Consider the following 25,968-nt stretch of genomic DNA (forward strand, 5'->3'; position numbering starts at 1 on the left):
TCACTCCCCCAGATCGTCGCGGGTGAGGTCGGATGGCGGCTGCGTCGCGTCGACGTCTTCGTCGTCGGCCTGCGGCAGCGTGCCCTCCGCGATGTCGAAGGCATCCGTGTCGACGAGCGGCGGCCACACCTGCGGGTTGAGTTCGCCGGCCTCGCGGCGCTCGGCGAGGTAGTCGCTGAACTCGGCCTCGGCCGCCTCGTGCGGTTTGCAGCACCAGGCGTGGTTCTCCGGGTCGTTCGCGTACGAGTCCGGCCCGCACGCCTCGGCGTTGCGACTTGCCGGGCGGGGTGCGCTGGAGGTGTCGAGATTGGGCATCGGCACGGCGACCTCGCGGCGGTAGGAGAAGTTGCCGAACTTCTCGTAATCGCCGAGAACGATGTCGTCACCGACCGTGAGTTCGCGCGGTTCCTTGCCTTTGGTTGGCTTCGCCGGTTCGAAGCCGAAGAGCCGATAACCCACGGGCGCGGCCTCGTCGGGAAGCGCAGCCCGTTCGACGTCGTCGAGGTCGAGAAGGGCGCCGATCGGGATGCGTCCCCATTTCGTCGGGCTCTTCGCGTTGGGGATGCCCTCGGCGATCGTCGGCTCGTCGTTAATGTGCAGGGCGACGACGTTCTGCCCGGCCGTGAAGCGCCGCGAACCGACGGCAAGCACGAGCGGGTTGTCGCCGACGACGCGGGCGAGCGCCACGTGCCTGACGCCGGCGTTGAGTGCGGCGTCGCGCGCTTCCTGCGGGTCGCCGAGCATGGCGAGCCCGTGGACGAACTCGGCGTCGCCGGACAGGATCTCGACCTGGCTGTTGCGCCACCACCGCGAGGTGCGGCCGAAGCGGACGAGGTCGCTTGCGTGCAGGTGGAGTCGACGGCGCCAGACCTCCTGCGCTGCGCCCTCGTGCGCCCGGTGAGCCACACGCGTCGGAGCGTCGGGCAGATCGGCCAGAACGCTGCGGGCGTCGTCGAACAGGCTGAGTTTGTAGTCGAGCTCGTCACGGACCAGGTCGGGGAAAGGCGGCCCCTCGGGGGGTTTCACGTGAAACGAACCCTCGACGGCTTCCTGCTCATGGCGCTTGCGCCGCATCGAGATGTGCGAGAACAGTTCGTCGGAGCGATCGCGGCTCAGGCGCGCGCCGGGGGTCTCGTGGCGGTCGGCGATCTCATCAGACAGCGCCCGGTGATCGATCGGGGTCTCGCGCGTGGCCCACGCGAGCAGATAGTCGAGACGGCCGGCGTCACCCAGCGGGCCGCCGGGAATGACGTGCCGCGCCACGACGTCACGCAGGACGACAGTGGTGCTGCGCCCGACGAGAGCGCGAGAGCGGTCGTCCTCGAGGAGGAAGCTGACGGCGAGGCGCTGCTCGTCGGTGAGCGGAGCCGGCACGGTGGCGGGGTTGCCGTCGAAGGTGAGGGGCTCGCGTCCGGCCTCGAGGTCGCGCGCCCAGCGCAAGCGGCTCGTCTCGATACCGGCGAGGGAGTCGGCGATCGAGACGAGGAGGTCGGCAGTGGCGCGGTCGGGCACGACGAGGTGAACAGGGCTCGGGTCGGGCTCACCGTCCTTGTCGAGCGGCGCGGTTGCGAGGAGCTCTTTCATCGCCGCGGCGAGCTGCTCGCCAAGGAGCGACATCACGGCGAGTCGGGTGTCGGGTGCCTGCGGTTCGGCGGTGGCGAAGGACGCGAGTTCGCTCAAGGTGCCGTCGGTGAGCACCCGGCGAACGGCCATGCCGTAGACGCCGAGGGCGCTGCTGTCGGCCTTCGCGACGACGACCTCGATCGTGCCCGCCTCGCCCACGGGGTCGATACGGCCGTGCGGCGTGAACTGCGGCGCTCCCTCGAGGGTCGCGCGGACGGCGGCCGTCAGGGTTGTCGACGCGCGTTCGGGCGCGACGCCGTCGGTGACGAGGGCTGCGAGCGCCGGACGGTCGTCGGTGGGCGCCCCGATCTCGACGAGGACGTCGGTGGCGTCGCTCGACGTGCGCAACTGGTGACGGCAGTAGCGGAACATCGAGCAGGTCTGGCAAGAGGTGGGGTCGAACTCCTTCTCGCGGTGGTCGACCCACGCCTGCAGTTCGCTCTCGGGCACGTGGTCGCCGCCCGTTTCGGCGTGCACCTCCTGGCGCAGCGCTTCGCGCTCGGCGGCGCGGGCGCGCACCTCGGCGCGGTGGTCGTCGAGGCGTTCCATGACGGCGGTGGGCTGGAGGAAGCTGTTGCGGGGCACGGCGAGCGCGCCGTAGGTGTGCACGCGCATGCCGGCGGGCCGCTTGCTCCAGGCTTCCGCGGACTCGGCGCCGAGGGCGACCTGGAGGAAGCCCTTGAGCATGCGGCCGTCGTCGATGCGGCTGCGCACGCGCTCGTAGTCCTTCGCATCACCCATGACGAGCCAGCTGCCGATGGCTTCGTCGGCGACGGCGGTCATCGTCTCGTCGTTCGCGTCAGCTGCCTGGAGGGCTTCGTCGAGTTCGTCGGGGCCTGCGGCCCCCGGACCGAGTGGGTCGTCGGCGAATCGCGGTGTGACGATGGCGAAGTCGGGCTTGACGGGCGTAGCGCCGGTTTCGCCCTCGAGGCCCACGAAGGGCACGGCGAGCGACGTGATGAGGGTGCAGTGGCCGTGCTCGACCGCGGCCTCGTGCGCCTGCGCGAGGGCCTGCGCCGTGGCACCGACGGAGACGCGCGCGTCGAGGCGCGTGACGGCGTCGGGGCGGCGCAGGCGCAGGTCGCCGACAGCGGTGGTGAGCAGCGGAGAGACGAAGCGTTCGTCCTTGACGAGGCGTTCGAAGGTCATGGCGCGCATCCAGCGCGCCTCGGGGATGCCGCCGTCAGCGTCCGCGTGGCCCAGGCGTTCGGCCAGTTCACGACGCGCGAGGCCGGTCACCATCGGGTCGGTGTGGCGGAAGCGCTCGCACCCCGCGTGTGCCGAAGCGGCGACGGCCGACGAGCCCCCGCCCGTGCTCAGTGATCCCATTCGCTCCCCTTCACGCGCAGTCGCTCGCCATTGTGGCCGATGTCACCGACAGCCGCCGGGATTCTGTAGACGTTCGGCGTCACATACGACGCGGAACGTCTACAGAATCAGACGGAGAGTCAGTCGAACTGTCAACACGTCGATCGTTCGTGCCCCACACTGGCGAGAGCATCGCTTCACGAGGAACGGCACCATGGAACACTTCAACTCCCCTCCCGGCTGGCCCCGTCCGCCATGGAACTGGCGGCCCGAGCCGGGTTGGCGCCCTGACCCCTCCTGGCCGGCGCCGCCGCAGGGGTGGAACTTCTGGGTCGACGACTACGGCTATCCCACGGCCGGACCACGCGGTCTCTTCGGGACGGAGGCGCCGGATTCCTCGAACTCGGCGACCCGCGCGCTACCCCTGAGCGAACCGAGCGCGACGGCGAACCGCAGCCGGTCCGCTCCTGCGGGCGGTAACAGCAACGCCAAGACCGGCGTCGGCTGCGTCATCATCGGCGTACTCCTCCTGGCCCTCATGGGCGGATGCATCAGCCTTTTCAAGGGCGACGACGGTTCGAACGACCCGGGCACCTCGAGCTCGTCCTCGTCGTCGACCAGCAGTTCGTCGTCTGAGGAGTCGTCGCCGAGCGACTCCTCGTCGTCCGATTCGTCGTCCTCCAGCACCTCGTCGTCCAACTCGTCCGCGACCGACAACGGTGACGACAACCGCACCTCCACCCCGGCACCGTCGAGCACGACAACCGACAGCGTCCCTGAGCCGTCGGAGACACGCACCTCGACGCCGCTGCCCGATCCGACGACAACTTCACAGCAGCCGCAGTACCTCGTGTCGCCGACCACGCAGCAGCCGACTCAAGGAGGGGGTGGGTCCGCCGACTACCCCAACTGTGCGGCCGTCCGCGCTGCTGGGGCGGCCCCGATCCATGCTGGCGAGCCGGGCTACAGCCTCAAACTCGACCGCGATGGTGACGGGGTCGCCTGCGAGTAATCGGCACCGGATTCTGTAGACGTTCGGCGTCACATACGACGCGGAACGTCTACAGAATCGACGCGGAGGGGGTGTTACCCAGGCCACGTCGGGGCGTTCGCAATAATCGCCGTCGCGCTTCGCACCCCGACGAAAGATGAGGCCTGATGTCGACGTCCCCCTCCGCCCGTGGCACCTTCCGCGAGGACGACGGCAACCCCGTCGCCTTCGCCTACGCCCTCAAGGTCTGGACGCGCATCGGTTACGCCCTCCTCCTCGACACCGCCACCCGCTACAACGCGGTGACGACCTACAAGGAACTCACGACGCGGGTGCAGGACGAATCCGGCCTCCGCACGACGACGCCGAGCGCGACCCTCGCAGGCAAGATCCTCGAGTTGTGTGCCGTCCAGGCTGCACAGCAAGGCGAGCCGCCGCTGACGTCGCTGTGTCTCAAGGCCGACGGAACCGTCGGAGCCGCGTACTGGCGCATCCCGACGGCGGAAGACGTCGAGCTGCCCGCCGTGACAGCCGATTCGGACGTCGAGGCGCACGCCGCCGGGCACCGCCTCCTGTGCTACCGCAAGCACGCCACGGACCTGCCCGCCGACGGCGGTACCGCCACCCTGCCGGAGCACCTCGTCGCCCGCCGCGAGCGCACCGAGCGTCGCGCCGAGAAGGCACGCATCGCCGAGCGCGCGGACGCCCCGAAGCCCGTGTGCCCCACGTGCTTCACTCAGCTACCCGCGAACGGCATCTGCTGGCAGTGCGACTGACGCCCTGAGCTGGCCGTTGGGCAGGGTTTCCTGCGGTTGGGCAGTCTCCGACTCGGCCCAACAGCAGGGGAGTCCGCCCAACGATCCTTTGTGAAGGATCGTTTCTCCATGGAACCTCTCCGTCGTGCCCCGCGTCACAGAACCATCAGCAGGCACGACCAAGGAGAGAGCCATGAAGGTCACCCGCTCCGCCGTCACCGCCCTCGCGGCCACGGCCCTCACCCTCACCCTCGGCGCCTGCCAGCAGGAGCAGACCGCCGGAGGTTCGCCCAGCGTCACGGCGTCGTCGAGCGCTTCGTCCTCGTCAGCCTCGGGCGGCGGCTCGAGCACCACGTCCTCGGGCACGCCCACCCGAACCGCAACGTCGAGCGCGTCGGCCACGCGGTCGACGCCCGCAGCAACGACGCCGAGCACCACGAGCACCCCCGACTCCGAGGCGCAGTGCTCCACCTCCACCGCCTCCCAGGCCGCACGCGACGCTGCCAAGCGAGTGCCCCCGTACGACCCGGGGTTCGGCGACGGCACCCGCTGGAAGTACACGGCCGACTACTCCATCAACGGGTGGGACCGCTGCGCCGGCCTTTCCTGGGTCGCTCTGCCCATCGAGCGCGGCACCGGCAGCTCCCCGTGGCAGATCGCCCTGTTCCGCCACGGCGAGTACCTCGGCACGGCGACGGCCAAGGGCTATGGCTTCTGGCCGACGATCACCCGCGTCAGCGACGACAAGATCAAGGTCGTCTACCACTGGCCCAAGGAGGGCGAGGGCACCGCGAACGCGAGCGGCACCACCGTCGCCTACTTCGCGTGGGACGACGTCGACCACACCGTCCGTATGACCGGCAGCACCCCGCCCGAGAACTGATCGAGCACCGGGCAGACTTCGCTGCGGTTGGGTAGTCGCCGACACGGACCAACCGCAGCGAACTCTGCCCAACGAACGAACCCGTCACTGCGGCAGGCGCAGGACGCCCCTGTGGGACACTGGCGGGCATGGCCGCAGCCACGCGAGGACGTCGCAAATTTCTGCGCCACCCCAGCCAGGTCGTGGCCCTCGCGTTCGCCGCCGCCATCCTCGTCGGGGCGGTGCTGCTCTCGCTACCCATCGCGACGCACGACCCGGGGCGCGCCCCCTTCGTCACGTCGCTGTTCACCGCGACGAGCGCCATCTGCGTCACCGGCCTGTCGACGGTGGACACCCCGAACTACTGGACCCCGTTCGGCCAGGTCGTCATCCTCGTCCTCGTCCAGATCGGCGGCTTCGGCGTCATGACGCTGGCGTCGCTGCTCGGCCTCGTTCTCGCGCGCAAGGTGGGGCTGCGCACGCGCGTCACGACGGCGCAGGAGACGAAGAGTCAGGCGATCGGTGACCTGCGCAGCCTCCTGCTCGGTGTCCTGCGCGTCACCGTCGTCATCGAGTCGGTGACGGCGATCGCGCTCGTTCTTCGATGGTGGCTCGGCTACGGCGAAAGTTTCGGGCGCGCCGCGTACCTCGGTGTCTTCCATGCCGTTTCGGCGTTCAACAACGCCGGTTTCGCGCTCTTCAGCGACAGCCTCATGTCGTACGCCACCGACCCGCTCATCGTCGGTCCCATCTCCATCGCCGTGACGCTCGGCGGCATCGGCTTCCCCGTCATCATGGAGCTGCTGCGCCAGCACAAGCCCCACCGCTGGAGCCTCCACACCAAGATCACGCTGCTCATGACGAGCGTTCTGTTCGTCGGCGGTGCCATCCTGCTCACGGCGCTCGAGTGGAACAACCCTCAGACGCTCGGCACCCACCACGGCTTCGACAAGCTGCTCGTCGGCCTCTTCCACTCCGTCGCGCCGCGCAGCAGCGGCTTCAACACGTGGGACAACGGCGCCATCGAGGACGGCACCCTCATCGCCACGATCGCGCTCATGTTCATCGGTGGCGGCTCGGCCGGCACCGCCGGTGGCATCAAGGTGACGACCTTCTTCCTCCTGCTCATCGCGATCATCGCCGAGGTGCGCGGTGAGGAGGACGCGACGGCGTTCGATCGCCGCATCGACTCGCGCGCCATGCGTCAGGCCCTCACCGTCGCGCTCATCGGTATCGCCGCGATCATCTCCGGCACGATCGCGCTGACGCAGATGACACACCTGCCGCTGCGTGATGCAATGTTCGAAACGACGTCGGCGTACGCCACCGTGGGCCTGTCCACCGGGGTGACGCCGGAACTGCCACCGTCGGCTCAGATCCTCGTCTCGGGCCTCATGTTCTTCGGCCGACTCGGGCCGATAACCCTCGTCTCCGCCCTCGCCATCCGCGAGAGTTCCCGCCGCTACAAGCTTCCGGAAGGCAGGCCCATCATTGGCTAGGAAGAACCTCTCCGACGGCGTCGTCGTCATCGGCCTCGGCCGTTTCGGCAAGTCGCTCGCCCTCGAACTCGAGCGAGAGGGCATCGAGGTGCTCGGCATCGACGCCTCCGACAAGCTCGTGCAGCAGCTCGCCAACCGCCTGACGCATGTCGTGCAAGCCGACTCCACCGACGACAAGGCACTGCGTCAGCTCTCGGTTCACGAGTTCAGCCGCGCCGTCATCGCGATCGGCACCGACCTCGAATCGAGCGTCCTCACCGCTTCGATCCTGCTTGAAATGGGCATCTCGAACGTGTGGGCCAAGGCCGTCAGCCAGTCGCACGCGCGCATCCTGACGCAGCTCGGCGTCCACCACGTCGTGCGCCCGGAACACGACATGGGCCAGCGCGTCGCCCACCTCGTGCGCGGCCGGATGCTCGACTACATCGAGTTCGACGACGGCTACGCGCTCATCAAGACGCAGCCGCCCGCTGCGGTTCTCGGCAAGCCCCTCGCCGAGACGCGCGTGCGTTCGTACTACAACGTCACCGTCGTCGGCGTGAAGCGTGCGGGCCAGAGCTTCACCTATGCAACGCCGGAGACCGTTCTCGAGGAGGGCGACATCGTCATCGTCTCGGGCGAACGTGACGCCGTGGAGAACTTCAGCGACGAAACCTGACGTGGCACAGTGGAATTGCACTGAATCCCACGCGATCTCAAGGAGTGTCGATGGCTGAGAAGAAGGAAGACCCGGGCCCGTCGGTCAAGGACGACGAGATGTACGAGGCCCTGCGTCGAGAGGGCAACAGCAAGGAGAAGTCGGCACGCATCGCCAACGCGGCCGCCAACTCCTCGCGCAGCGAGGTCGGCGAGAAGGGCGGCGAAGCGGGCAGCTACGACGACTGGAGCGTTGACGAGTTGCACAAGCGGGCCGCCGAACTCGACATCGAGGGCCGCAGCTCGATGACGAAGGACGAACTCATCGAAGCTCTGCGCTCGCACTGACCGGGCTGATCGGCCCTGATCAACTCGCAGGGAACCGACGGCCTGTGAACCACGTCTCAGCTGTGAAGGGGCACTCGCGCCCTGCTGCACCTGGGAGGGAACACCATGCGCACCACCGCAGTCGCCGCTCTGACGCTCACCGCCGCGCTCGCCCTCGGGGCATGTCAGGACGAGGTCACCTCTGCGTCACCGTCGAGCACGGCGTCGTCCAGCGCGAGCAACACCACGGAGGGCCCGTCCTCCGCGTCGAACCCTCCACCCACGACGCGTGCTTGGAGCAAGACGCCGACGTCCGGCGCAACGGCTGCGAACGCTTCGGGTCGTGAGGCGATCACGTCCTTCGACTTCAAGAACGCCACGTGGAGGACGGCGGACGGTTCGCGCGTCACGATGAAGAACGGCCGGGCACGCACGGCAGGAAGCGACGGCTCGACGCGCACCTACAGCGTGGCACCGCACTACCAGCTCTGGACGCACACTCCGCTGTTCTACGACCTCGACGACGACGGCTACGAAGACGCGATCGTCGTGCTCGAGGAGGCGGAGGGCAATGGCTACAGCGACACCCCCATCGTCTGGCTGGGTGGGCCGAGCGGACCGCGTCAGCTCACGACATCCGCCCTGCCGAGCGCTCAGCGATGCGGCACCTACATCAAGAGCATCAAGGTCGTCGACGGAGGAACGATCGTCGTCAAAGGCGCCGAGCGCAGCGAGAACCAGGTGTGCGCAGAGCTGCCGAACAAGCCGTTCACGCGCACCTTCTCGGTGAAGAGCAACCGGGTGGTCGAGCAGATCGTCGAGTGACGATCAGCGCGGCTGCACGGCTCCCGGGTAACGCCAGTTGAAGACGACTGCCTCGTCGTCGTCGAGGCACGAACCCGGCGCAGCGCCCTGGCCGACCATGTCATCGGGATTGTGCGAGCACGTGTAGCTGCCGACCTTCGAGGATGCGCCCTTGGCCCCCTCGGCTGTCGCTTCGTAGGTGGCCAAGGCCTTCTTCGCGTCGGCGCACGTGATGCCGCGACGGTCGTAGATGCGGCTTCCCCCGGCGTAGCAGTCGCCGGCGCGGGGGCCGGACAGCTGCTCGGCCGGATACGACGTCGACGGCGCCTTGCTCTTGAGGTCGATGCCGCCGTCACCGATGGGCTCGTCGCCGCCGGGCGACGACTTCTGCGACGATTCCGACGGCTTGGGCGACGACGTTGCACTCACGGCTGACGAGGTTGAACTGCTCGTCTCGGACTGCGACGACTCGTCTCCCCCCGAGCATCCTGCGAGCATGACGACTCCGGTGAGGAGCATCGGCACGGTACGTGCCCACGACATCTGGTCTCCTGACGGTCGGTGGTGGCATCTCATCGTGTCACGCAGGGGCGCACGGGCGTTTCACGTGAAACTCTCGTGTCGGATGACCACGAGAAGGATCCGACGAGCGAGGAGGCAGCATGCCGGAGGGCGACACCATCGTCTGGACCGCTCGACGCCTCGACGCTTCCCTGAGTGGAAAGGTCCTCACACGCACCGACTTTCGTGTGCCGAGCCTCGCGACAACGGATCTGGCGGGGCGGGAGTCGCTTCCCGTTGCGACGTACGGCAAGCACCTGTTTCATCGCTTGTCCGGCGGCGTGACGATCCATTCGCATCTCAAGATGGAGGGCCGGTGGTCGACGCTCGTCGCACCCCATGCCGCTCCTCCGCGCGAGGCGAAGCGTCTCGAGACCCAGGTGCGGCGGGCCGAGCGCGGCCACACAACGCGGGCGTTGCTCTACGTCTCCGACGCACTCGCGGTGGCCTCGAAACTCGGCCTGCTCGACGTCATCCCGACGAGCGAGGAGCAGGCGATCATCGGCCGTCTCGGGCCCGACATCCTGGCCGAGAGCTGGCCGGAGACCGGGCTGGATGCCGCCCTCGACAACCTGAGAGGCCAGCCCCAGCGCCTCCTCGGTGAGGCGTTGCTCGACCAGCGCAACCTTGCCGGGCTGGGTACCTTCTGGATCAGCGAGATGCTCTTCGTCCACGGCGTGCTGCCCTGGCTCACAGTCGCCGAGGTGCCCGAGGAGACGCTGCGCGCGGTGCTCGACGACGCCCGCCGACTCATGCTCGCGAGCGCCACCACGGGTGTCCAGAGTTCGACGGGTCGCGCCGGTGATGGCGAAACGAAACGCGTCCACGCCCGCTCCGGGCTGCCGTGCGTGCGCTGCACGGACACGGTGCGCGTCGCGATGATCGGTGAATCCGGCCGTGAACGAACACTGTTCAGCTGCCCGACGTGTCAGGGCGGCTACGCACCGAACGACGATCGCCGTCCGCAACGCCCCCTCGTCGAGCGTCCCGCCGGTGGTCGCCGAAGGGTGTGAGTACCACCCTCTCGGGTCTGCCTGATGTTCATCCGCGGTGCGTAACGTCGAGGGTGAACTGGCGCGCGTCGGCTCGCGGGGCCGCCCCGCACGCATCGACGCGCCTCGCACCGCATCTCTCGAGGAGTGAACGATGGCCGATCAGTACACCTTCACCAACCCCGTCACGCAGTACACGAACGAGAACTTCAGCGACCGCCAGCAGGGCTGGCCCGGCCTCGACACGAAGATGACGCCGAAGGCCGACCACGGTGAGGACACCTATCGCGGCAGCGGCCGCCTGGAGGGCCGCAAGGCGCTCATCACGGGCGGCGACTCCGGCATCGGTCGCGCCGTTGCCATTGCGTACGCGCGCGAGGGCGTCGACGTGGCGATCAACTACCACCCCGAGGAGCAGAAGGACGCCGAGAGCGTCCGCAAGCTCATCGAGGACGCCGGCCGCAAGGCCGTCCTGCTGCCGTGCGACCTCATGGACGAGGACGCCACGCGCCGCATGGTGAACGACGCCGTGGAGAAGCTCGGCGGCCTCGACATCCTCGTCAACAACGGGTCGCGTCAGCAGTACTGCGACGACATCGCCGACCTCACGAGCGCCGACTTCGACGCCACGTTCAAGACGAACGTGTACGCGATGTTCTGGATCACCCAGGAAGCCCTGCCGCACATGCCGGCCGGTTCGACGATCATCAACACGAGCTCGATCCAGGCCTACAAGCCGAGCGATCACCTGCTCGACTACGCGACGACGAAGGCCGCGATCAACACGTTCAGCAAGGGCCTCGCACAGCAGCTCGCGCCGAAGGGCATCCGCGTCAACGTCGTGGCGCCCGGCCCGTTCTGGACGCCGCTGCAGGTCTCGGGCGGCCAGCCGAAGGAGGCCCTGCCGGAGTTCGGGCAGAGCACGCCGATGGGACGTTCGGGGCAGCCGGCCGAGGTGGCGGGCGCCTACGTCTACCTGGCGTCGGCCGAATCGGGCTACGTGACGGGCGAGACGCTCAACATCAACGGGGGCATGGTCAGCCCCTGATCCGCGTGGTCGGCGAGAACCGTTCGCCGAGATGATTCCCCGTGGGCGCTGTTGGTAGCGCCGACGGGGAATCGTTGTATCGGGAGCTTTCGCTGCACGCTCAGGAGCGGGAAACAGGCGTGTCGGAGGCGCCGTCCGCGGATTCCTCCGGTTCGTCGTCCTTTGTGAACGCGGTCGCGAGCAGCCACGCGGACGAGAGGAGGCACACCCAGGCGAGACCCCAGCAGATCATGCCGCCGACGCCGGTGGTCAGCGCCTCGGGAAGGAGGCGATTCCGGGCACCGAACCACACGAGGGGTGGCACGAGAAGAAGGACGGCGAGGACGCCGTGCAGCACGCGCTTCGTCACGATAGCCCCTCTCGACAGCTTCTCTGTCATCAAACCCTCGCACTCTCGGAGAGCGCAGACGGCGAATTCGACCGTCGGATCCACGGGATTCCGGGGTTGTCGGCCCCCTCTCCTAGTCTGGTTTCAACGCCGCACGACGACGGCGTCGCAGGCCGTGCGGCCTGTTCCCAGCAGTGAGAAGAGCCCCTCATGTCCGCGCCGAGCGCCCCCACGCCGTCCCTGCGGCGCGGTTTCGCCGTCGTGGACGTCGAGACGAGCGGCCTCGACCCGACGAAGCACCGCGTCATCGAGGTGGCCGTCACGCAGCTGAGCCCGGCAGGCGTCGTCGAGAGCGAGTGGAGCACGCTCGTCAGGGCGCGGGGCGGCACCGGGCCGGTGCACATCCACGGCCTCACCGATCACGACCTGCGTGACGCGCCCACCTTCGCCGAGGTCGCCGGCACGCTGCGCGGCCTGCTCGAGGGGCGCATCCTCGTCGCGCACAACGCGGTGTTCGACTGGACGTTTCTCGCCCACGAGGCCGCGCGTGCCCACACGTCACTGCCGGTCGAGGAACGCCTGTGCACCGTGACGCTCGCGCGTCAGCTCGGCATCCCGAGCCGCAATCTGCGCCTCGGCACGCTCGCCGAACACTGGGGCATTCCCGTGACGCAGGCCCACCGTGCGGCCGAGGACGTCCACGTCCTCGTCGACGTGCTGCGCCAGTGCCTCGACGAGGCCGGTCGCCAGCGCTCACCACTGCCGCTCGAACGGTGCCTGCCGGCCGCTCGCTGGTGGCGCCTCGCGGGTGTCGCCCACCGGTGGAAACGCCGCGCTCGAGGCGCGAGACGCGCCACCACACGCGCCTTGCGCCGCCGCTGAACACCGCGTGAAATCTGCAGCCTCCCGGGCGGGTGTGCATTTATCGCTCTGACTAGAATTGGGGCATGCCGGATTCCTCGCGTGAAGTCGCGTACGTCGCCGCGGACATGGTCGTCCTCACCCTTCGTCAGGGTGTGCTGCACGTCGTGCTCGTCCGGCGGGCCGCCACGACCGAGCACGGCAAGTGGGCTCTGCCCGGTGGCTTCATGAAGCGCGGCGAATCGGCCGAAGAAACGGCGTACCGCGAACTGCGCGAAGAGGTCGGCATCAAGCGCAGCGAGGTCGTCCTCGAGCAGCTCAAGACGTACTCGCTCCCGAGCCGCGACCCCCGCCCGCACCGCGTCATCAGCGTCGCGTGGGTGGTGCTCGGCGCCCATCTGCCCGAGGTGCACGCCGCCACCGACGCCCTCGAGGCGCAGTGGGTTCCGGTCGAGGAAGCGCTCGAGATGCCGCTTGGCTTCGACCACGCCGAGATCCTCGCCGACGGCATCGAACGCGCTCGCTCCAAGCTCGAATACACCCGCCTCGCAACGGCATTCCTCGACGGCGAGTTCTCGATGTCGGAGCTGCGCGGCGTCTACGAGGCCGTCTGGGGCGGCACCCTCGAGCCCGCCAACTTCCACCGCAAGGTGTTGAGCGTCGACGGTTTCGTCGAGGCCACCGGCGAGAGCCGCAGTGGGCGCGGACGTCCGGCGAAGCTCTACCGCGCCGGCAGCGCCCGCACCATCTACCCGCCGCTCACCCGCGCGTCGGTGCGTGGGGATCGCTGAGCGCAGCCGTCAGAATCGGCGTCACTCCTGCGCGTCGACCCCGCCGGACTCCGCACTGCGGCGCGCGATGACGACGACGTCCGCGTGGTGATGCGCGCCGCGGCCCTCCGTCACGTGGCGCTCGGCCGTGTAACGCTCGACCTGCCAGCCGTGCGGCAATGCAGCGACGATGTCGTCGGGCGCGACATAGTCGTCCGGATCGAAGCCGCGTTCGAGAGCGGCCTCGCGGTCGATCCCGTCATGCGCGACGACGAGGAGCACGCCTCCGGGTGCCACGAGCGCGGGAAGCGAGAGCTCGATCGCCTTTTCTTCGGTCTTACGAAGAGCGGGGTAGAAAGCGCTCACAAGGTTGAAGAGACCCGGTGCGAGGCCCGCTTCGAGCAAGCCGGAGTGAACCCACTCGATGTTGCCGGCGACCTTCTCTCCCCTGGCTTCCGCCGCGTGACGCCCACGAGCGAGAGCGCCCTCGGCGACGTCGAGCGCCGTCACGCGCCAGCCGCGCTCGGCGAGCCACACGGCGTCGCCGCCCTCGCCGCAGCCCACGTCGAGCGCGCGCCCGACGGGAAGATCGGCAAGCTTGCCCTCCATCGCGGCGACGAGCGCAACGTTCGCGTTGCCGCTCCAGACCTGCTCCTCGCCGTAGATCTCGTCCCAGTTCTGGTCGTCGGCGCCGTGAGTGTGCGTGGTGTTCATAGCTCCATCCTCACTCAATCGCCGTCTCTGACCACATCTGCAGTCACCCCTAGAAACCCCTAGCGGAGGCGAGCGTGTGGCCGAGCACAGCTGACGCAGTTCGCTGCGCCTGGCGCAGTTCGAGCTGACTCAAACTGCGTCAGCCACGCCGAACTGCGCCAACCGTCAACAGTCCGGGCGGCCCGAAGGATGCGGCAGGCAACAGCCCACCCCATAGGCTGAAACCAATGAAATCGCCGATTCTCGACTACCTCAACGAGCTGCTCGACACCTGCGCCCCGGATGCGTCGGCCAAGAATGCCGACTACATCCCGGAGCTCGCGCGCGTCAGCCCGGACACCTTCGCCATCGCGTTCGCGACGATCGACGGCAAGATCTACGCCGCCGGCGACGACAGGTTCGAGTTCACGATCCAGTCCATCAGCAAGCCGTTCATCTACGCCATGGCGATCGAGCAGCGCGGCCTCGACGAGGTCATGGAACGCATCGGCGTGGAGCCCTCCGGTGAAGCGTTCAACGAGCTCTCGCTCGAGGCGGGCAGCAAGCGTCCGCTCAACCCGATGATCAACGCGGGCGCCATCACGGCGCACTCCCTCATCTGCGAGCCAGACGACTCGAAGGAAACCCGGGTCGCGCGCGTCCTGGAGGGACTTTCGGCGTTTGCCGGGCACGCCCTGCGCATCGACACCGAGGTCGCGGAGTCCGAGTGGAGCGCCGCTCACCGCAACATGGCCATCGGTCACATGCTGCGCAGCTACGACATCCTGCCCGAGGACCCGGACGTCATCGTGCGCGGTTACGTCGAGCAGTGCGCCGTCGTCGTGACGACGCGCGACCTGGCCATCATGGCGACGACGCTCGCAGGCGGCGGCCTTCACCCGGTGACGGGCGAGCAGGTCGTCAGCCAGCGCACAGCCCGCCACGTCATGTCGGTGATGCTCTCGTGCGGCATGTACGACGCCGCAGACGACTGGCTCACCGCCGTCGGCATCCCGGCGAAGAGCGGTGTCGGCGGCGGCATCCTCGGCGCGCTGCCGGGGCAGGTCGGGCTCGCCACGTTCTCGCCGCCGCTCGACCCGCACGGCACCTCGGCGCGCGGCGTCGACGTGTTCGAGCGCCTGAGCGAGGACATGGACATGCACCTCATGGACGTCCCGCCGCCGGCACGCTCGGTCGTGCGCCGCTCGGAGGTCGTCGAACTCCTCGACGGCGTCGAAGCACACGTCTACGACCTGCAGGGCGACATCCGCTTCGCGGGTGCCGAGCGCGCCGTCCGGCTCGTCGTCGACGAGCCGCCGAAGCCGGAGATCGTCGTGTTCGACCTCGTCGACGTTCACGCGCTCGACGAGCCGGCGATCCGCATGCTCTGGGAGTCGGTGCGTCGCCTGGATTCCGAGGGCCACGACGTGTGGTTCGCCGGTTTCGACGACGCCGAGCTGACGCGCGGGCGCCTCGACACCGACGGCTACAACGTCGGACGCGGTGTCCACGTCGGCATGGCGGACAACCTCGACGACGTCGCCGCTCAGATTCGCGCCCGGTAGACCGGCGCATGGGCGAATACCTCGGCGACCGCGAGCTGACCTTCGGTCTGCGGGCCCGCGAAGCGTCGGACCTTCCGGTGCTGGCCGACATCCTCGCCAGGCAACAAGCGTCGAGCCGGTACCCGTTCCGGTGGCCGCTTCCCATGCCAGATGTCGACTTCGTCGCACGCAGCAGCGATGAGAACGCGTGGGTCGCTCACGAGGGCCCGCGCCTCCTCGGCCACGTCGCGGTCGGCATCGTGAGCGAGGACGACTTCGGTGAGATCTTCCGGGACGGGCTGGGGATCCAGGTAGATCGATTGCGCTCTGTCACAACCTTGTTCACCAGCATTGAGGCCCGTAGCCTCGGTGTCGGACGTGCGTTGCTGGCCCAAGCGGAGGCCGACATCGTCGATCGTGGCCTCGTCCCGGTGCTCGATGTCCTCCCCGTTCACGCCGCTGCTTCCGCGATGTACGCGCGGCGCGGTTGGCGCACCGTGACCACCGCCACTGCTGTGGACGCGATCAAGGGAAGGTTTCACGTGGAACACATCGCGCCCGAGGGGTCGATCGCCGCGCAGATCGACGACCTGCGTCCTGCCGCCCGACGTCGCTATTGGCTTCGTCAGGTGCTCAATGCCGCGGTGCTGCCCGGTTTCGCCGCCGTCCTTGTGCTCACGCAGACCTTCGACCTGACGTTCTTCGTCGTCGCCTGCCTCATCGGTGCCCTCAATTTCTTCATGGCGATGAGCCAACGTCGACCGATCCTCGGTGGGCATCGTGACGGCCTCGTCCCGCTCGTGCTCGGGCTCGACTTCCGTCGCCGTCGCACCGTCCGCCGGGCCGTGCGCACCGCCAACCCGAGCGTCGACCCAGTGCTCCAGTACGTCGAACTTACCGAGGCGCGACGCCTTGCCCTGCAGTACAAGACGAGCGTGTGGGCGCTCGGCGTCTCCCTCGTCGTCCTGCTCATCCTTGCGGCCGTGCACTTCGCGGACGGAAGCAACGCCACGGTGTTCGTGCTCGCGGCCTTGGCGGTGTTCGCCGTTGTCGCAGGAACGTGGAGCATGCTCAGCTCACGGGGCGCCCAGCGCTACCTCGAGCGTCTCGGCTACGACCCCCAGAGCCTGCTGCCGCGCGATGAACCCTCGTCGGCCCTCTGACCGCCAGCGTCACGTGCTGCGTCGCGCCATGAAGTCTTGGCGTGACGCGGCGTCGTGCTTCTCGAGCGCGGAGCGCAGGGCCGTGCGGGGCATCGCCGTGGAGTGACGCTCGAGGAACGCGTCGAGCATCTCCCGGTCGCGCAAGCCCGCCTCGCGCAGCATCCACCCCACCGCCTTGTGCATGAGGTCGTGCTCGTCGTCGACGAGAAGCTCGGCGAGCCTGAAGGTCTGGCGCAACTCCCCCGCACGGATCATGCCGAGCGTCGTCACCATCGCGAATCGCCTGCGCCACAGCGACGGTGACGCGGCGAGATCGTCGAGCACCCGATCCTGCTCGGCCTCCGCCTTGTCGAGCAGCCACCGCCCGAGCGTGTGCGGGGCGACGGTGTCGACAAGGTCCCAGTTGTCGAGGTTCTCGATCCGCGCGAGCACCAGCTCAATGACCTTGTCACGTTTTTCTGGCGGAGTCTTGGCCGGTTTGTAGAGCTCCACGACAAGGACAGCGCCGAGCAGTCGAGCCTCGTGGATCGAGTGCTGGAGCAGCGCGTCGAGGTCGTCCAATTCGACGCTGCGTCGCACGTCCCTGGCGAGCGCCCGGACCTGCGGCACCCGCACACCGACGAACTCGTCACCCTCGGCGTACCCGCCCGGAAACGCCAGCAAATAGCGAGCTTTTGCCACCGCGTCATCGGCATCGCCGAGACTGCGAAGCCGCTCGACGAGTTCGTCCGCCAGAGCGGTCATGGGGGCGCTCATGGACGCAGGCTACTCAGGTACACCCCGCGCCCTCGCGCACCAAGACGTCAGCGCCGCGCCAGGTACCCGTTGATGTGACGCTGGATCCACGACGGGCTGACGGCCGTCGCGAGCATCGACACCGTCGTGTTCGCACCGACCGGCCGGTGGATCGAGCGGACGGCGTCGAACATCCGCGGGCGATTGACGGCCTTCCACACAGCCGCCGCGACGTCGTCCGGTCCGAGCCGCACGCCCATGCGGTTCACGGTGCCGATGTCCATGTTCTCGGTCATCGCGGTCGCGACGAACAGCGGCCAGATGGCCTGGACGCGGATGCCGTCACGTGACCACTCGAGGTCGAGCGCTTCACTCAACCCGCGCACACCGAACTTCGTCGCGGAGTACCCGGCGAGCTCGGCCTGACCGTAGAGCGCCGACGCCGACGCGAGGTTGACGACCTGGGGCGAATTGCCGCGGCGCAGATACGGATACGCCGTGTGGCAGCCCGTCATCACGCCCTTTAGGTTGACGTCGACCGCAGCCATGTGCGCACCGAGCGGCACATCGACGAAGTAACCCGGCGATACGATGCCGGCGTTGTTGACGAGCAGGTCGAGCCCGCCGTCGCCGCAGAACTCACCGAGCACGCGCTGCCAGCCTGCGGGGTCGACGACGTCGAGTTCGTAGACGACGACGTTCGCACCGAGTTCGCTCGCGAGCGCCTCGACGGCGGCGAGGTCGATGTCACAGGCGGCCACTCGCCATCCGGCCGTGGCGAACCGGCGGGTGATCGACCGGCCGATGCCGGCGCCCGCACCGGTGACGAGCATCGTCTTCGGCCCAGACGACGAGCGTCCCAGCTTCATCGCGCACTGGCCTCGACGCCGTCGGAGGTCGGCGTCGCTGCCACCGGCTCACCACGGCGCGAGTACCGCATATCCGTCGTGACGGGCGGGTTCTTCATCTCGCGGGCTTCGGCGAGGTAGTCCTGGCGCATCGTCCACGGCGGAGTCTTCGCCTTGCGCGGCATGAGCGCCGCGCCGCGCTGAAGGTAGCCGGATTCCATCTCGAGCAGGGGCGCCCGTTCGAGACCGGGGGGCGCAACAGGCGTCGCGATGTCTGATCCGGTGGTGCGCATGTGCTCGACGACGCGCGCGATGAACCGGTTGGACAGATCGCTGCGCAGCCCCCACGACGCGTTGATGTAGCCCACGCACATGCCGACGTTCGGCACACCTTCGAGCATGCAGCCGCGGTAGGCGAGGCGCTCGGAGAGGTCGACCTTGTCGCCGTCGACGAACACCTCGGCGCCGCCGAGCATCTCGAGGGAGAGGCCGGTGGCCGTCACGATGATGTCGGCGTCGATGAACGTGCCCGACGTGGTGCGGATGCCACCGGCTTCGACACGTTCGATCGTGTCGGTGACGACGTGGGCGCCGTCCTTCTTGATCACCTTGAACAGGTCGGCGTCGGGCACGAGGCACAGGCGCTGATCCCACGGGTTGTACGGCGCGGTGAAGTTGTCCACGTGACTCGTGCCGGCGCTCATACGCACACCGGCACGCAGTGCTCTGGTGGCGAGTTTCGGGGCGCGACGGGCGAACTGGTAGGAGCCCCACTGGAGGAAGACGTTCTTGTTGCGCAGGATCGCGTGACGACGCTCGTCGCTCACTCGTCCGCGCAGGAGGCGGTTGAGAGGGTCGCGGCCGGGCTGGCCGAGCACGAAGCTCGGGGTGCGTTGCAGCATCGTCACGTCGGCGCCGGCGTCCGCGAGCGCCGGCACAAGGGTGATGGCGGTGGCACCCGAGCCGATGACGGTGATGCGCTTGCCCGTGACGTCGAGATCGGCCGGCCAGAACTGGGGGTGGATGACCGTGCCACCGAAGTCGTCGATACCCGGGATGTCGGCCTTGTACGGCTCGTCGTAGGAGTAGTAGCCGCTGCAGGCGTAGACGAAGCGGGTACGCACCTCCTGCTCGCCGTCGGCGGTGCGGACGGTGAGCGTCCACAGGGCGTCCTCGCTCGACCAGTCGGCGCGCACGACCTCGTGCTCGTAGCGGATGTGCTCGTCGATGCCGTACTTCGTCGCGGTGTGCTTGATGTAGTCGAGGATGTCGCTGCCCGCAGCGATGGCGCGCTCGTGCCGCCACGGCTCGAAGGGGTAGGCGAGCGTGTACATGTCGGAGTCGGAACGGATGCCGGGGTAGCGGAACAGATCCCAGGTGCCGCCGAGCGAGGGGCGGCGTTCGAGGATCGCGTACTTGAGGTCGGGCATGCGCTCGGTGAGGCGGTAACCCGCGCCGATTCCGGAGAGGCCGGCGCCGATGACGACGACGTCGAGCACCTCGGGGGTGGTTTCGTTGGTCATGGCGTTTCCTTCCGTCCGACGTGACCCACGCCACGCTACCGACCGGTTCGGACTCGTCGGTGGAGTTTGAGCGAACTCACGGACGTTCGTCCTGAACCGGTGCACGACGCGAAATATCCGACGTCGATGGCTCGTTCCGGCCAATGACGGCAGAACATCAGCGCGCCAGGTGAAGGAGCACTCAGTGGACGTCGACCTTCTGGTCATCGGTTGGGGCAAGGCGGGCAAGACGCTCGCAGGGCGGTACGCGGCGGCCGGGCACTCGGTGGCGCTCGTGGAGCGCTCCCCCAAGATGTACGGCGGCACCTGCATCAACATCGCGTGTGTTCCGACGAAGGACCTCGTCGTCTCGGCCGAGCAGCGCCGCGAGAGCGACGACCCGGCCGAGTACTTCGCGCAGTCCGTCGCGGGGCGTGACGCGCTGATCAGCAAGCTCAACGCGGCCAATCACAAGATGGTCGAGAAGCCGAACGTGACGCTCATCGACGGCACGGCGCGCTTCGTCAGGCCGCACGAGGTGAGCATCGACACCGCCGACGGCGAGGTCAACGTAACAGCGTCGAAGATCATCGTCGGCACGGGTGCCACGCCGGCCCGCCTGCCCATCCCAGGGGCTGACGGCGACCGCATCTATGACTCGACGACCATCCAGCACGTCGAGCCCTTCCCGAAGCGTCTCGTCGTCATCGGCGGAGGCTTCGTGGGTCTGGAGTTCGCGAACATGTTCGCCCACTTCGGCTCGGAGGTGACGGTGCTCGACGGCGGCGACACGTCCCTGCCCGCCGTCGACCGTGACGTCGCCGAGGCCGTCCTCGACGCGCTCAAGGCCGAGGGCATCCGCGTCGAGTCGGGCGTGAAGGTGGAGGAGTTTTCCGAAACCGCGGACGCCGTCGTCGCGCGTTCCAGCGCCGGTGAGTTCGAGGCGGACGCCGTGCTCGTCGCGGCGGGCCGCACGCCTGCGACGAAGGAACTCGGCCTCGACGCCGCCAGCATCAACACCAACGAGCGCGGCTTCATCGAGGTCGACGACCAGCTGCAGACGTCCGTCGAGGGTGTCTACGCGGTGGGTGACGTGAACGGCGGCCCGCAGTTCACGTACATCTCGCTCGACGACAACCGCATCGTGTGGGACGCCATCGTCGGTGACGGCACGCGTCGCCGCAGCGACCGCGTCGCGGTGCCGACTTCGACGTTCATCACGCCGCCGCTGTCGATGGTGGGCATGAACGAGAAGCAGGTGCGCGAGAGCGGCCGCAAGGTACTCGTGGCGTCGAAGCCGGTGGAGAGGATCGCGGCGATGCCGCGCCCGAAGATCGTCGGCGACACGCGTGGCCTGTTCAAGGTCTTCGTCGACGCCGAGACCGAGGAGATCCTCGGTGCGACGGTGTTCAGCATCGACTCGCAGGAGCTCATCAACTTCGTGGCGCTCGCGATGCGCCTGGGCGCGAAGGTCTCGGACCTGCGCGACGGCATCTGGACGCACCCCTCGAGCACAGAGGGCTTCAACGAGGTGCTCGGCGAGCTGAAGCCGCTCGACTGACGTCCTCTCGCAAGCGCCGGCCCGCGCCGTCACGTCCGCGATGCGCCGCACGACGGGCGTTCAGTGCTCGCCCTTGAAGACTCGGCGGTCAGGCAGGCGAGGTGTGCGTGCGCCACCGGGCCGGGCCGCGACGGTGTGCGCCGGGCGCAATCTCGCGATCACGTCGGCGCACACCCTTGTGTCGCAGACGTCAGTGGTGACCGCCCCCGTGGCCGGCGTGGAAGGCCAGCAACGGCTTCGGCAGCACGACGAACGGCCGCATCATGGTGTGGTCCTCGTGATCGAGAATGTGGCAGTGATACATGAAACTGCCCGTTGCACCGGCCAACTCGCCGAGAATGCTCACCCACTCTCCGGGCTTGACGACCCACGTGTCCTTGCGGCCGGCCGTGATGGCATCGATCGGACGGCCGGCTGACGGCACGGGCAGGGGTGTCGGAGTCGCGCCCAGCGTCATGTCGAAACCGGGGACGTTGCCGTTCGTCAGGGGCCACTGCCGACGCGTCAGCATCTGGAAGTCGGTCATGTGGATGTCCATGGGGTGTTCGGGGCCATCCAGGTGCACGATGTTCCACACCGCCCAGTCACCTTCGCCGAAACGTAGCGTCACCGTGTCGTCGAACAGCTTGGCCACGGGGCGTAGCATCGTGACACCGCCGTCCTGTGTGGCAATGCGGATGACGTCGGGCGTGTCTGCGGGCACGTCGCCCTCGACTTCCTTCAACTTCCACATCTCCGGGTGAGCAGCTCCACGCACCCGCGGGGGAATGACTCCTATCCAGGCATGCTCGTGGTGGTCGACGAGGCGGCCCCCGTCGACCTCGAGCACACCGTCCGATCGGTGCGAGCGCCGCGCGCAACCCCCTGGGCGGCGCGCGGGCCATCCGCTAGCCTCGAACACATGACGAACCCGTTTCTCGGCCGCGACGACCAGGCCATCGACGTCTCCGACACCCCGCGCGGTGAGCTCGAGGTGGTGCACACCTTCACCGACGGCCCCATGCCGACCGGCGTGAGCGTCTCGCACACCGGGCGCATCTTCGTGAACTTCCCCAAGTGGGGCGACGAGGTGCCCGCCACCGTCGTCGAACTCGTCGACGGCGCCGTGAAGCCGTACCCGAGCGCGGAGGCGAACCAGGCGAAGAGCAAGGCCGACCCGGATGCCTTCGTGTCGGTGCAGAGCATCGTGATCGACCCCGCCGATCGTCTGTGGGTGCTCGACACCGGCAGCCCGCTGTTCGAGGAGACGCAGCGCGGCGGGCCTAAGCTCGTCTGCATCGACCTCACCACCGACGAGATCACGCAGACCATCCTCTTCGAGCCGGATGTCGCCCTGCCGACCACCTACCTCAACGACGTGCGGTTCGATCTGCGGCAGGGGGAGGCGGGCTTCGCGTACATCACCGACTCCTCCGACCAGGGTCCGAACGGGATCATCGTCGTCGATCTTGCGTCAGGCGCGGCCTGGCGGCGCCTCCACGACCATCCGACCACCAAGGCCCTGCCGCCCGGGGAGATGGTGCCGGTCGCCGAGGGACGGGTGTTCGCCGAGCGCAGCGCGGGCGAGGCGCCTCAGCCGGTGAAGATGGGCGCGGACGGCATCGCCATCTCCCACGACGGCGAACGGCTCTGGTACTGCCCGCTCATTTCGCGTCGGTGGTACAGCGTCGATACCGCGGCCCTGCGTGACCGCGCGCTCTCGGATGAGGACGTGGCGGCGACGGTCGTCGATCACGGTGACAAGGGCGGCGGTGCCGACGGCCTCGAGAGCGACGACCAGGGCCGGCTGTACGCGACGAACTGGGAGCACAATGCCGTCCTCCGACGGCTGCCCGACGGTGAGATGCAGACCCTTGTGCACGACGAGCGGCTGCTCTGGCCCGACACCATGTCGGTGGCCCGCGACGGGCACCTGTACGTCACCGCGAATCAGCTGCACCGCCAGGCGAAGTATCAGGATGGCCAGGATCTGCGCGTCTACCCGTACCACCTGTTCCGCTTCGCCATCGACGCCGGGCCGGTGCTGCTGCGCTGAGGCGGGTCAGCAGCAGTCGCAGGACGGCCCTTCGCGCTGGCCGGTCAGCGCCGTGACCGGCTGCTTGCACGCGTCTCCGCGCTACACCCTCATTCGTGAAGAGCCATCAAACCTGGGGCGCTTCACAACCGTGGTACACGAGAGCACGCATGGTGCGGCTCCTTCGGTGGGTGGGCTGCCGGCCGGGGGCCGGGTTCGGTGCGGGTCGGTCTCAGAAGGCGCTGGCGGCGGCTTCGGCGACGGCCTGATCTTGGTCACCGGTTCCTCCGCTGACGCCGACGGCGCCGACGACCTGGCCGTCGCGCTCGAGCGGGATGCCACCGGCGAAGATCATCACCCGACCGTCGTTAGAGGCGTGGATGCCGTAGAACTGCTCACCGGGTTGGGCGAGGTCGCCGAGGTCTTTGGTGGCTGTGTCGAACGCGCGGGCCGTGAAGGCTTTGTTGATCGAGATGTCGATGCTGCCCAGCCACGCTCCGTCCATCCGTACGTGAGCGACGAGATTGCCGCCGGCATCGACGACGGCGATGTTACTGGGCTGACCCTGCGTGCTGGATTCAGCCTCTGCTGCCGCGATGACACGTTGGCGTCGTCCAACGACAATGTAGGAATAGATAGCATCAATTGCTCCTTCGAATGCGGCGTGCGCTTTGTGGCTCGAGCCGCTCCAGAGCCGCCCGTTGGTTTGCCTGTTGAGTTTGCCTGTTGAGTTTGTGACCGACAGCGCTCGTGTTGTGCTTCGCGTCGCGAACGTGCGTGGGCGGACTACGGGAGCTTGGACGCGAGGACGTCGGCCGCCATGATCTCGGGTGCTGCGCCGAGGAGGTGCTGATTGTCCGTCAGGGCTGCGACGATGGCGCCGTTGGCGTGGGCGTCGCGAGCGGCCTCGTCGGGGAATGCATCGAAGATCCAGAAAGTGTCGGCGTGGGTCCTGACCGCGAACCAGACAATCGTTCCTACTTCTTCGTTGGCGAGGGCGACAGCGCCGGCGAGCAGATCGGCGAGCGCGTCGTGCTGTCCATCGGCCGCGACGATCTTGGCGACGAAGGCATACGGAAGTGATGCGGGTGTGGACATGAGGGGTTCTCCTAGGTGTCGGGGCTTCTTGGTGAATTCAGCGTATGACGAGCAAGGGCATGTGAGAAGTGGCGTATACGACAGTATTGCTATTGTTCACGCCATGCGTATCGGACTGATCGCGATCGACGGCTGCTTCGGTTCGGCTGTCGCGTCGATCATCGACATCGTGCGGGTGGCCGACGGAGCCCGCAGCGATGTCGACCCGCGGATCGACCCGATCGAACTCGCCATCCTCGGACCGAAACGGCGAGTGACCACGACAACATCGATGACCCTGTCGGTGGACCACCCGCTTTCGGAGTCCGCAGAGTTCGACGTGGTCGTCGTCCCTGCGCTTGGAACCCTCACGGCCGCCGCTACCCACGACGCCCTCCAGAGCCGAGATGCTCGTTCGGTCATCGCCTCGCTCGGGCGCCTCGACGAGGCGACCACCCGGATCGCCGCGGCGTGCACCGGCGTGTTCGCTGTCGCCGAGACCGGACGGATGCATCATCGGCGGGCGACGACCAGCTGGTTCCTGGGACCGGAGTTCCTGAAGCGCTATCCGACCGTCGCCCTCGATCTCGACACCATGGTCGTGGTCGACGGGAACCTCGTCACCGCCGGCGCCGCGTTCGCCCACATCGACCTCGCGCTCTCACTCGTGCGATCGATCAGTCCCGACCTGGCCCAACATGTCGCCAAGCTCCTCATCATCGACGAGCGTCCGTCGCAGGCGGCCTTCGTCGCCTACGAACATCTCCGGCACGAGGACCCGATCGTCGTCGAGTTCGAACGCTTCGTGCGCGCCCGCCTGGACGAACCGTTCAACGTCGCCTTCGTCGCGCAGTCGCTCGGCACCAGCCGGCGCACCCTCGAACGACGAGTCCGTGCGGCGCTCAACCTCACTCCGCTCGGGTTCGTCCAACGGCTTCGCACCGAACGAGCTCGGCACCTCTCAGCAACCACGGATCTCACCTCCGCCGAGATCGCGCTACGGGTCGGCTATGCGAACGCCGAGACTCTGCGCTCCCTCCTGCGCAGGGAGCGACGCCGTTCCTGACCTATCGGCATGCCTGTAGCCGGTGTCCTAGTGCTCGACTGGAACCACCTCTCAGCACGTCGCGTCGACGCTACTGCGTCGCCCCTGGACGACCCACTCGACACGCCCGCAGCACAGGCCATGTGACGTGCCCCGGCTTCCTGGACGGTCGGGGTCGGGTGGCTGTGATGTGTCGCTGCGTTCTCGTCGAGGGGGTCAGCAGACTCGATCAGGGTCGATTGGGATGAGACGCGAAGGCGCTCAGGTCAAGGCGGCCGCAGCCGGCCGGCGGGGTAGCGTCGGTCACGTCGAGGTCTTTGGATGGATGGCGTAGGAACCTCCATCGTCGTGAGATCTCGACGTCTACCTGCGGACCGACGCGCCCGGCCGACCTACACCCTCATCTGGGAAGAGCCCCATT

Annotated in this window: 28 protein-coding genes; 17 read left to right on the forward strand and 11 right to left on the reverse strand. The window is 68.1% G+C overall.

From position 1 onward, the window contains the following. Positions 1-2,952: a hypothetical protein gene (locus tag H7F30_RS02640; protein ID WP_187036539.1), complete on the reverse strand. Its 2,952-nt coding sequence runs from the start codon at positions 2,950-2,952 to the stop codon at positions 1-3. A 324-nt stretch (positions 2,953-3,276) separates the two neighbouring features. Continuing rightward, on the reverse strand, positions 3,277-3,795 hold the full coding sequence (locus H7F30_RS02645) for a hypothetical protein (RefSeq protein WP_187038130.1): 519 nt from the start codon (positions 3,793-3,795) through the stop codon (positions 3,277-3,279). Between H7F30_RS02645 and H7F30_RS14760 the strand changes: the two genes are divergently transcribed. From H7F30_RS14760 to H7F30_RS02680, 7 genes are all read left to right on the forward strand, one after another. Beyond that, the gene (locus H7F30_RS14760) at positions 3,782-3,943 is read left to right on the forward strand and encodes an excalibur calcium-binding domain-containing protein (RefSeq protein WP_255464999.1); all 162 of its coding nucleotides are present in this window, start codon (positions 3,782-3,784) and stop codon (positions 3,941-3,943) included. The two genes, H7F30_RS02645 and H7F30_RS14760, sit on opposite strands and share 14 nt — an antisense overlap. A gap of 146 nt (positions 3,944-4,089) precedes the next feature. After that, entirely contained in the window at positions 4,090-4,698 is a 609-nt protein-coding gene (locus H7F30_RS02655) for a hypothetical protein (RefSeq protein WP_187036541.1), read from the forward strand. 172 nt (positions 4,699-4,870) lie between these two features. Continuing rightward, the gene (locus H7F30_RS02660) at positions 4,871-5,560 is read left to right on the forward strand and encodes an LppP/LprE family lipoprotein (RefSeq protein ID WP_187036542.1); all 690 of its coding nucleotides are present in this window, start codon (positions 4,871-4,873) and stop codon (positions 5,558-5,560) included. 128 nt (positions 5,561-5,688) lie between these two features. After that, entirely contained in the window at positions 5,689-7,038 is a 1,350-nt protein-coding gene (locus tag H7F30_RS02665; RefSeq protein ID WP_118914752.1) for a TrkH family potassium uptake protein, read from the forward strand. Next, a complete protein-coding gene (locus tag H7F30_RS02670) occupies positions 7,031-7,696 on the forward strand; it encodes a TrkA family potassium uptake protein (RefSeq protein ID WP_047310820.1) in 666 nt (221 codons plus the stop codon). The genes H7F30_RS02665 and H7F30_RS02670 overlap by 8 nt, the downstream gene beginning before the upstream one ends. Before the next feature lie 50 nt (positions 7,697-7,746). After that, positions 7,747-8,022, forward strand: coding sequence for a Rho termination factor N-terminal domain-containing protein (locus H7F30_RS02675; RefSeq protein ID WP_047310821.1), 276 nt, complete (start codon positions 7,747-7,749; stop codon positions 8,020-8,022). A gap of 105 nt (positions 8,023-8,127) precedes the next feature. After that, entirely contained in the window at positions 8,128-8,826 is a 699-nt protein-coding gene (locus H7F30_RS02680) for a hypothetical protein (protein ID WP_187036544.1), read from the forward strand. Between the two features lie 3 nt (positions 8,827-8,829). Here the strand turns inward: H7F30_RS02680 and H7F30_RS02685 are convergent, their stop codons facing one another. Next, complete coding sequence (locus H7F30_RS02685) at positions 8,830-9,348, reverse strand: hypothetical protein (RefSeq protein ID WP_187036546.1); 519 nt, start codon at positions 9,346-9,348, stop codon at positions 8,830-8,832. A 119-nt stretch (positions 9,349-9,467) separates the two neighbouring features. Between H7F30_RS02685 and H7F30_RS02690 the strand changes: the two genes are divergently transcribed. Then, positions 9,468-10,379, forward strand: coding sequence for a DNA-formamidopyrimidine glycosylase family protein (locus H7F30_RS02690; RefSeq protein WP_187036548.1), 912 nt, complete (start codon positions 9,468-9,470; stop codon positions 10,377-10,379). Between the two features lie 133 nt (positions 10,380-10,512). Continuing rightward, positions 10,513-11,406 (forward strand): glucose 1-dehydrogenase, encoded by an 894-nt coding sequence (locus H7F30_RS02695; protein ID WP_047310826.1) that lies wholly within the window; start codon positions 10,513-10,515, stop codon positions 11,404-11,406. A 100-nt stretch (positions 11,407-11,506) separates the two neighbouring features. Here the strand turns inward: H7F30_RS02695 and H7F30_RS02700 are convergent, their stop codons facing one another. Next, entirely contained in the window at positions 11,507-11,755 is a 249-nt protein-coding gene (locus H7F30_RS02700; RefSeq protein WP_187036550.1) for a hypothetical protein, read from the reverse strand. A gap of 189 nt (positions 11,756-11,944) precedes the next feature. Here H7F30_RS02700 and H7F30_RS02705 point away from each other — a divergent pair, with 189 nt between their 5' ends. Together H7F30_RS02705 and H7F30_RS02710 are read left to right on the forward strand one after the other, a co-directional pair. After that, positions 11,945-12,616, forward strand: a complete 672-nt coding sequence (locus H7F30_RS02705) for an exonuclease domain-containing protein (protein ID WP_129666312.1) — start codon at positions 11,945-11,947, stop codon at positions 12,614-12,616. Positions 12,617-12,681: 65 nt separating this feature from the next. Next, on the forward strand, positions 12,682-13,386 hold the full coding sequence (locus tag H7F30_RS02710) for an NUDIX domain-containing protein (protein ID WP_129666310.1): 705 nt from the start codon (positions 12,682-12,684) through the stop codon (positions 13,384-13,386). Positions 13,387-13,407: 21 nt separating this feature from the next. On the opposite strand, the gene H7F30_RS02715 is transcribed toward H7F30_RS02710, so the two are convergent. Further along, on the reverse strand, positions 13,408-14,079 hold the full coding sequence (locus tag H7F30_RS02715) for a methyltransferase domain-containing protein (RefSeq protein ID WP_052946844.1): 672 nt from the start codon (positions 14,077-14,079) through the stop codon (positions 13,408-13,410). Between the two features lie 227 nt (positions 14,080-14,306). Between H7F30_RS02715 and H7F30_RS02720 the strand changes: the two genes are divergently transcribed. Then, positions 14,307-15,623: a glutaminase gene (locus H7F30_RS02720; RefSeq protein ID WP_187036552.1), complete on the forward strand. Its 1,317-nt coding sequence runs from the start codon at positions 14,307-14,309 to the stop codon at positions 15,621-15,623. 8 nt (positions 15,624-15,631) lie between these two features. After that, positions 15,632-16,765: a GNAT family N-acetyltransferase gene (locus H7F30_RS02725; protein ID WP_187036553.1), complete on the forward strand. Its 1,134-nt coding sequence runs from the start codon at positions 15,632-15,634 to the stop codon at positions 16,763-16,765. 9 nt (positions 16,766-16,774) lie between these two features. On the opposite strand, the gene H7F30_RS02730 is transcribed toward H7F30_RS02725, so the two are convergent. From H7F30_RS02730 to H7F30_RS02740, 3 genes are read right to left on the reverse strand one after another with little or no spacing between them, the layout of a single operon-like run. Beyond that, a complete protein-coding gene (locus H7F30_RS02730; RefSeq protein WP_129666303.1) occupies positions 16,775-17,521 on the reverse strand; it encodes a DNA alkylation repair protein in 747 nt (248 codons plus the stop codon). Positions 17,522-17,568: 47 nt separating this feature from the next. Continuing rightward, the gene (locus H7F30_RS02735) at positions 17,569-18,369 is read right to left on the reverse strand and encodes an SDR family oxidoreductase (RefSeq protein WP_205744914.1); all 801 of its coding nucleotides are present in this window, start codon (positions 18,367-18,369) and stop codon (positions 17,569-17,571) included. Then, the gene (locus tag H7F30_RS02740; RefSeq protein WP_129666301.1) at positions 18,366-19,871 is read right to left on the reverse strand and encodes an NAD(P)/FAD-dependent oxidoreductase; all 1,506 of its coding nucleotides are present in this window, start codon (positions 19,869-19,871) and stop codon (positions 18,366-18,368) included. The genes H7F30_RS02735 and H7F30_RS02740 overlap by 4 nt, the downstream gene beginning before the upstream one ends. A gap of 184 nt (positions 19,872-20,055) precedes the next feature. On the opposite strand from H7F30_RS02740, the gene H7F30_RS02745 reads away from it, so the two are divergent. After that, entirely contained in the window at positions 20,056-21,411 is a 1,356-nt protein-coding gene (locus tag H7F30_RS02745) for an FAD-dependent oxidoreductase (protein WP_187036556.1), read from the forward strand. A gap of 190 nt (positions 21,412-21,601) precedes the next feature. On the opposite strand, the gene H7F30_RS02750 is transcribed toward H7F30_RS02745, so the two are convergent. Continuing rightward, positions 21,602-22,168: a multicopper oxidase domain-containing protein gene (locus H7F30_RS02750; protein ID WP_222617838.1), complete on the reverse strand. Its 567-nt coding sequence runs from the start codon at positions 22,166-22,168 to the stop codon at positions 21,602-21,604. Between the two features lie 144 nt (positions 22,169-22,312). Between H7F30_RS02750 and H7F30_RS02755 the strand changes: the two genes are divergently transcribed. Next, on the forward strand, positions 22,313-23,446 hold the full coding sequence (locus tag H7F30_RS02755) for an L-dopachrome tautomerase-related protein (protein ID WP_187036560.1): 1,134 nt from the start codon (positions 22,313-22,315) through the stop codon (positions 23,444-23,446). A gap of 211 nt (positions 23,447-23,657) precedes the next feature. Here H7F30_RS02755 and H7F30_RS02760 read toward each other — a convergent pair whose 3' ends face one another. Continuing rightward, positions 23,658-24,023 (reverse strand): heme-binding protein, encoded by a 366-nt coding sequence (locus H7F30_RS02760; RefSeq protein WP_370563166.1) that lies wholly within the window; start codon positions 24,021-24,023, stop codon positions 23,658-23,660. Between H7F30_RS02760 and H7F30_RS14845 the strand changes: the two genes are divergently transcribed. After that, a complete protein-coding gene (locus tag H7F30_RS14845; protein WP_255464930.1) occupies positions 23,937-24,155 on the forward strand; it encodes a hypothetical protein in 219 nt (72 codons plus the stop codon). The genes H7F30_RS02760 and H7F30_RS14845 overlap by 87 nt on opposite strands. 56 nt (positions 24,156-24,211) lie before the next feature. On the opposite strand, the gene H7F30_RS02765 is transcribed toward H7F30_RS14845, so the two are convergent. Then, the gene (locus H7F30_RS02765) at positions 24,212-24,523 is read right to left on the reverse strand and encodes a putative quinol monooxygenase (RefSeq protein WP_050670096.1); all 312 of its coding nucleotides are present in this window, start codon (positions 24,521-24,523) and stop codon (positions 24,212-24,214) included. Between the two features lie 103 nt (positions 24,524-24,626). Here H7F30_RS02765 and H7F30_RS02770 point away from each other — a divergent pair, with 103 nt between their 5' ends. Further along, positions 24,627-25,568 carry a GlxA family transcriptional regulator gene (locus H7F30_RS02770; RefSeq protein ID WP_187036562.1) on the forward strand — a complete coding sequence of 314 codons (942 nt, stop codon included), beginning with the start codon at positions 24,627-24,629 and terminating at the stop codon, positions 25,566-25,568. The last annotated feature ends 400 nt before the right edge of the window (positions 25,569-25,968 follow it).

It is taken from the genome of Dermacoccus sp. PAMC28757 (assembly GCF_014302635.1).
GTDB classification, from domain to species: Bacteria; Actinomycetota; Actinomycetes; order Actinomycetales; family Dermatophilaceae; genus Dermacoccus; species Dermacoccus abyssi.

What these genes read in the sequence shown, in the direction of transcription:
- H7F30_RS02640 (WP_187036539.1), bottom strand. Translation starts at nt 2,952, where the DNA reads ATGGGATCACTGAGCACGGGCGGGGGCTCGTCGGCCGTCGCCGCTTCG.
- H7F30_RS02655 (WP_187036541.1), top strand. Translation starts at nt 4,090, where the DNA reads ATGTCGACGTCCCCCTCCGCCCGTGGCACCTTCCGCGAGGACGACGGC.
- H7F30_RS02660 (WP_187036542.1), top strand. Translation starts at nt 4,871, where the DNA reads ATGAAGGTCACCCGCTCCGCCGTCACCGCCCTCGCGGCCACGGCCCTC.
- H7F30_RS02665 (WP_118914752.1), top strand. Translation starts at nt 5,689, where the DNA reads ATGGCCGCAGCCACGCGAGGACGTCGCAAATTTCTGCGCCACCCCAGC.
- H7F30_RS02675 (WP_047310821.1), top strand. Translation starts at nt 7,747, where the DNA reads ATGGCTGAGAAGAAGGAAGACCCGGGCCCGTCGGTCAAGGACGACGAG.
- H7F30_RS02680 (WP_187036544.1), top strand. Translation starts at nt 8,128, where the DNA reads ATGCGCACCACCGCAGTCGCCGCTCTGACGCTCACCGCCGCGCTCGCC.
- H7F30_RS02685 (WP_187036546.1), bottom strand. Translation starts at nt 9,348, where the DNA reads ATGTCGTGGGCACGTACCGTGCCGATGCTCCTCACCGGAGTCGTCATG.
- H7F30_RS02690 (WP_187036548.1), top strand. Translation starts at nt 9,468, where the DNA reads ATGCCGGAGGGCGACACCATCGTCTGGACCGCTCGACGCCTCGACGCT.
- H7F30_RS02695 (WP_047310826.1), top strand. Translation starts at nt 10,513, where the DNA reads ATGGCCGATCAGTACACCTTCACCAACCCCGTCACGCAGTACACGAAC.
- H7F30_RS02705 (WP_129666312.1), top strand. Translation starts at nt 11,945, where the DNA reads ATGTCCGCGCCGAGCGCCCCCACGCCGTCCCTGCGGCGCGGTTTCGCC.
- H7F30_RS02710 (WP_129666310.1), top strand. Translation starts at nt 12,682, where the DNA reads ATGCCGGATTCCTCGCGTGAAGTCGCGTACGTCGCCGCGGACATGGTC.
- H7F30_RS02715 (WP_052946844.1), bottom strand. Translation starts at nt 14,079, where the DNA reads ATGAACACCACGCACACTCACGGCGCCGACGACCAGAACTGGGACGAG.
- H7F30_RS02720 (WP_187036552.1), top strand. Translation starts at nt 14,307, where the DNA reads ATGAAATCGCCGATTCTCGACTACCTCAACGAGCTGCTCGACACCTGC.
- H7F30_RS02725 (WP_187036553.1), top strand. Translation starts at nt 15,632, where the DNA reads ATGGGCGAATACCTCGGCGACCGCGAGCTGACCTTCGGTCTGCGGGCC.
- H7F30_RS02730 (WP_129666303.1), bottom strand. Translation starts at nt 17,521, where the DNA reads ATGAGCGCCCCCATGACCGCTCTGGCGGACGAACTCGTCGAGCGGCTT.
- H7F30_RS02735 (WP_205744914.1), bottom strand. Translation starts at nt 18,369, where the DNA reads ATGAAGCTGGGACGCTCGTCGTCTGGGCCGAAGACGATGCTCGTCACC.
- H7F30_RS02740 (WP_129666301.1), bottom strand. Translation starts at nt 19,871, where the DNA reads ATGACCAACGAAACCACCCCCGAGGTGCTCGACGTCGTCGTCATCGGC.
- H7F30_RS02755 (WP_187036560.1), top strand. Translation starts at nt 22,313, where the DNA reads ATGACGAACCCGTTTCTCGGCCGCGACGACCAGGCCATCGACGTCTCC.
- H7F30_RS02765 (WP_050670096.1), bottom strand. Translation starts at nt 24,523, where the DNA reads ATGTCCACACCCGCATCACTTCCGTATGCCTTCGTCGCCAAGATCGTC.
- H7F30_RS02770 (WP_187036562.1), top strand. Translation starts at nt 24,627, where the DNA reads ATGCGTATCGGACTGATCGCGATCGACGGCTGCTTCGGTTCGGCTGTC.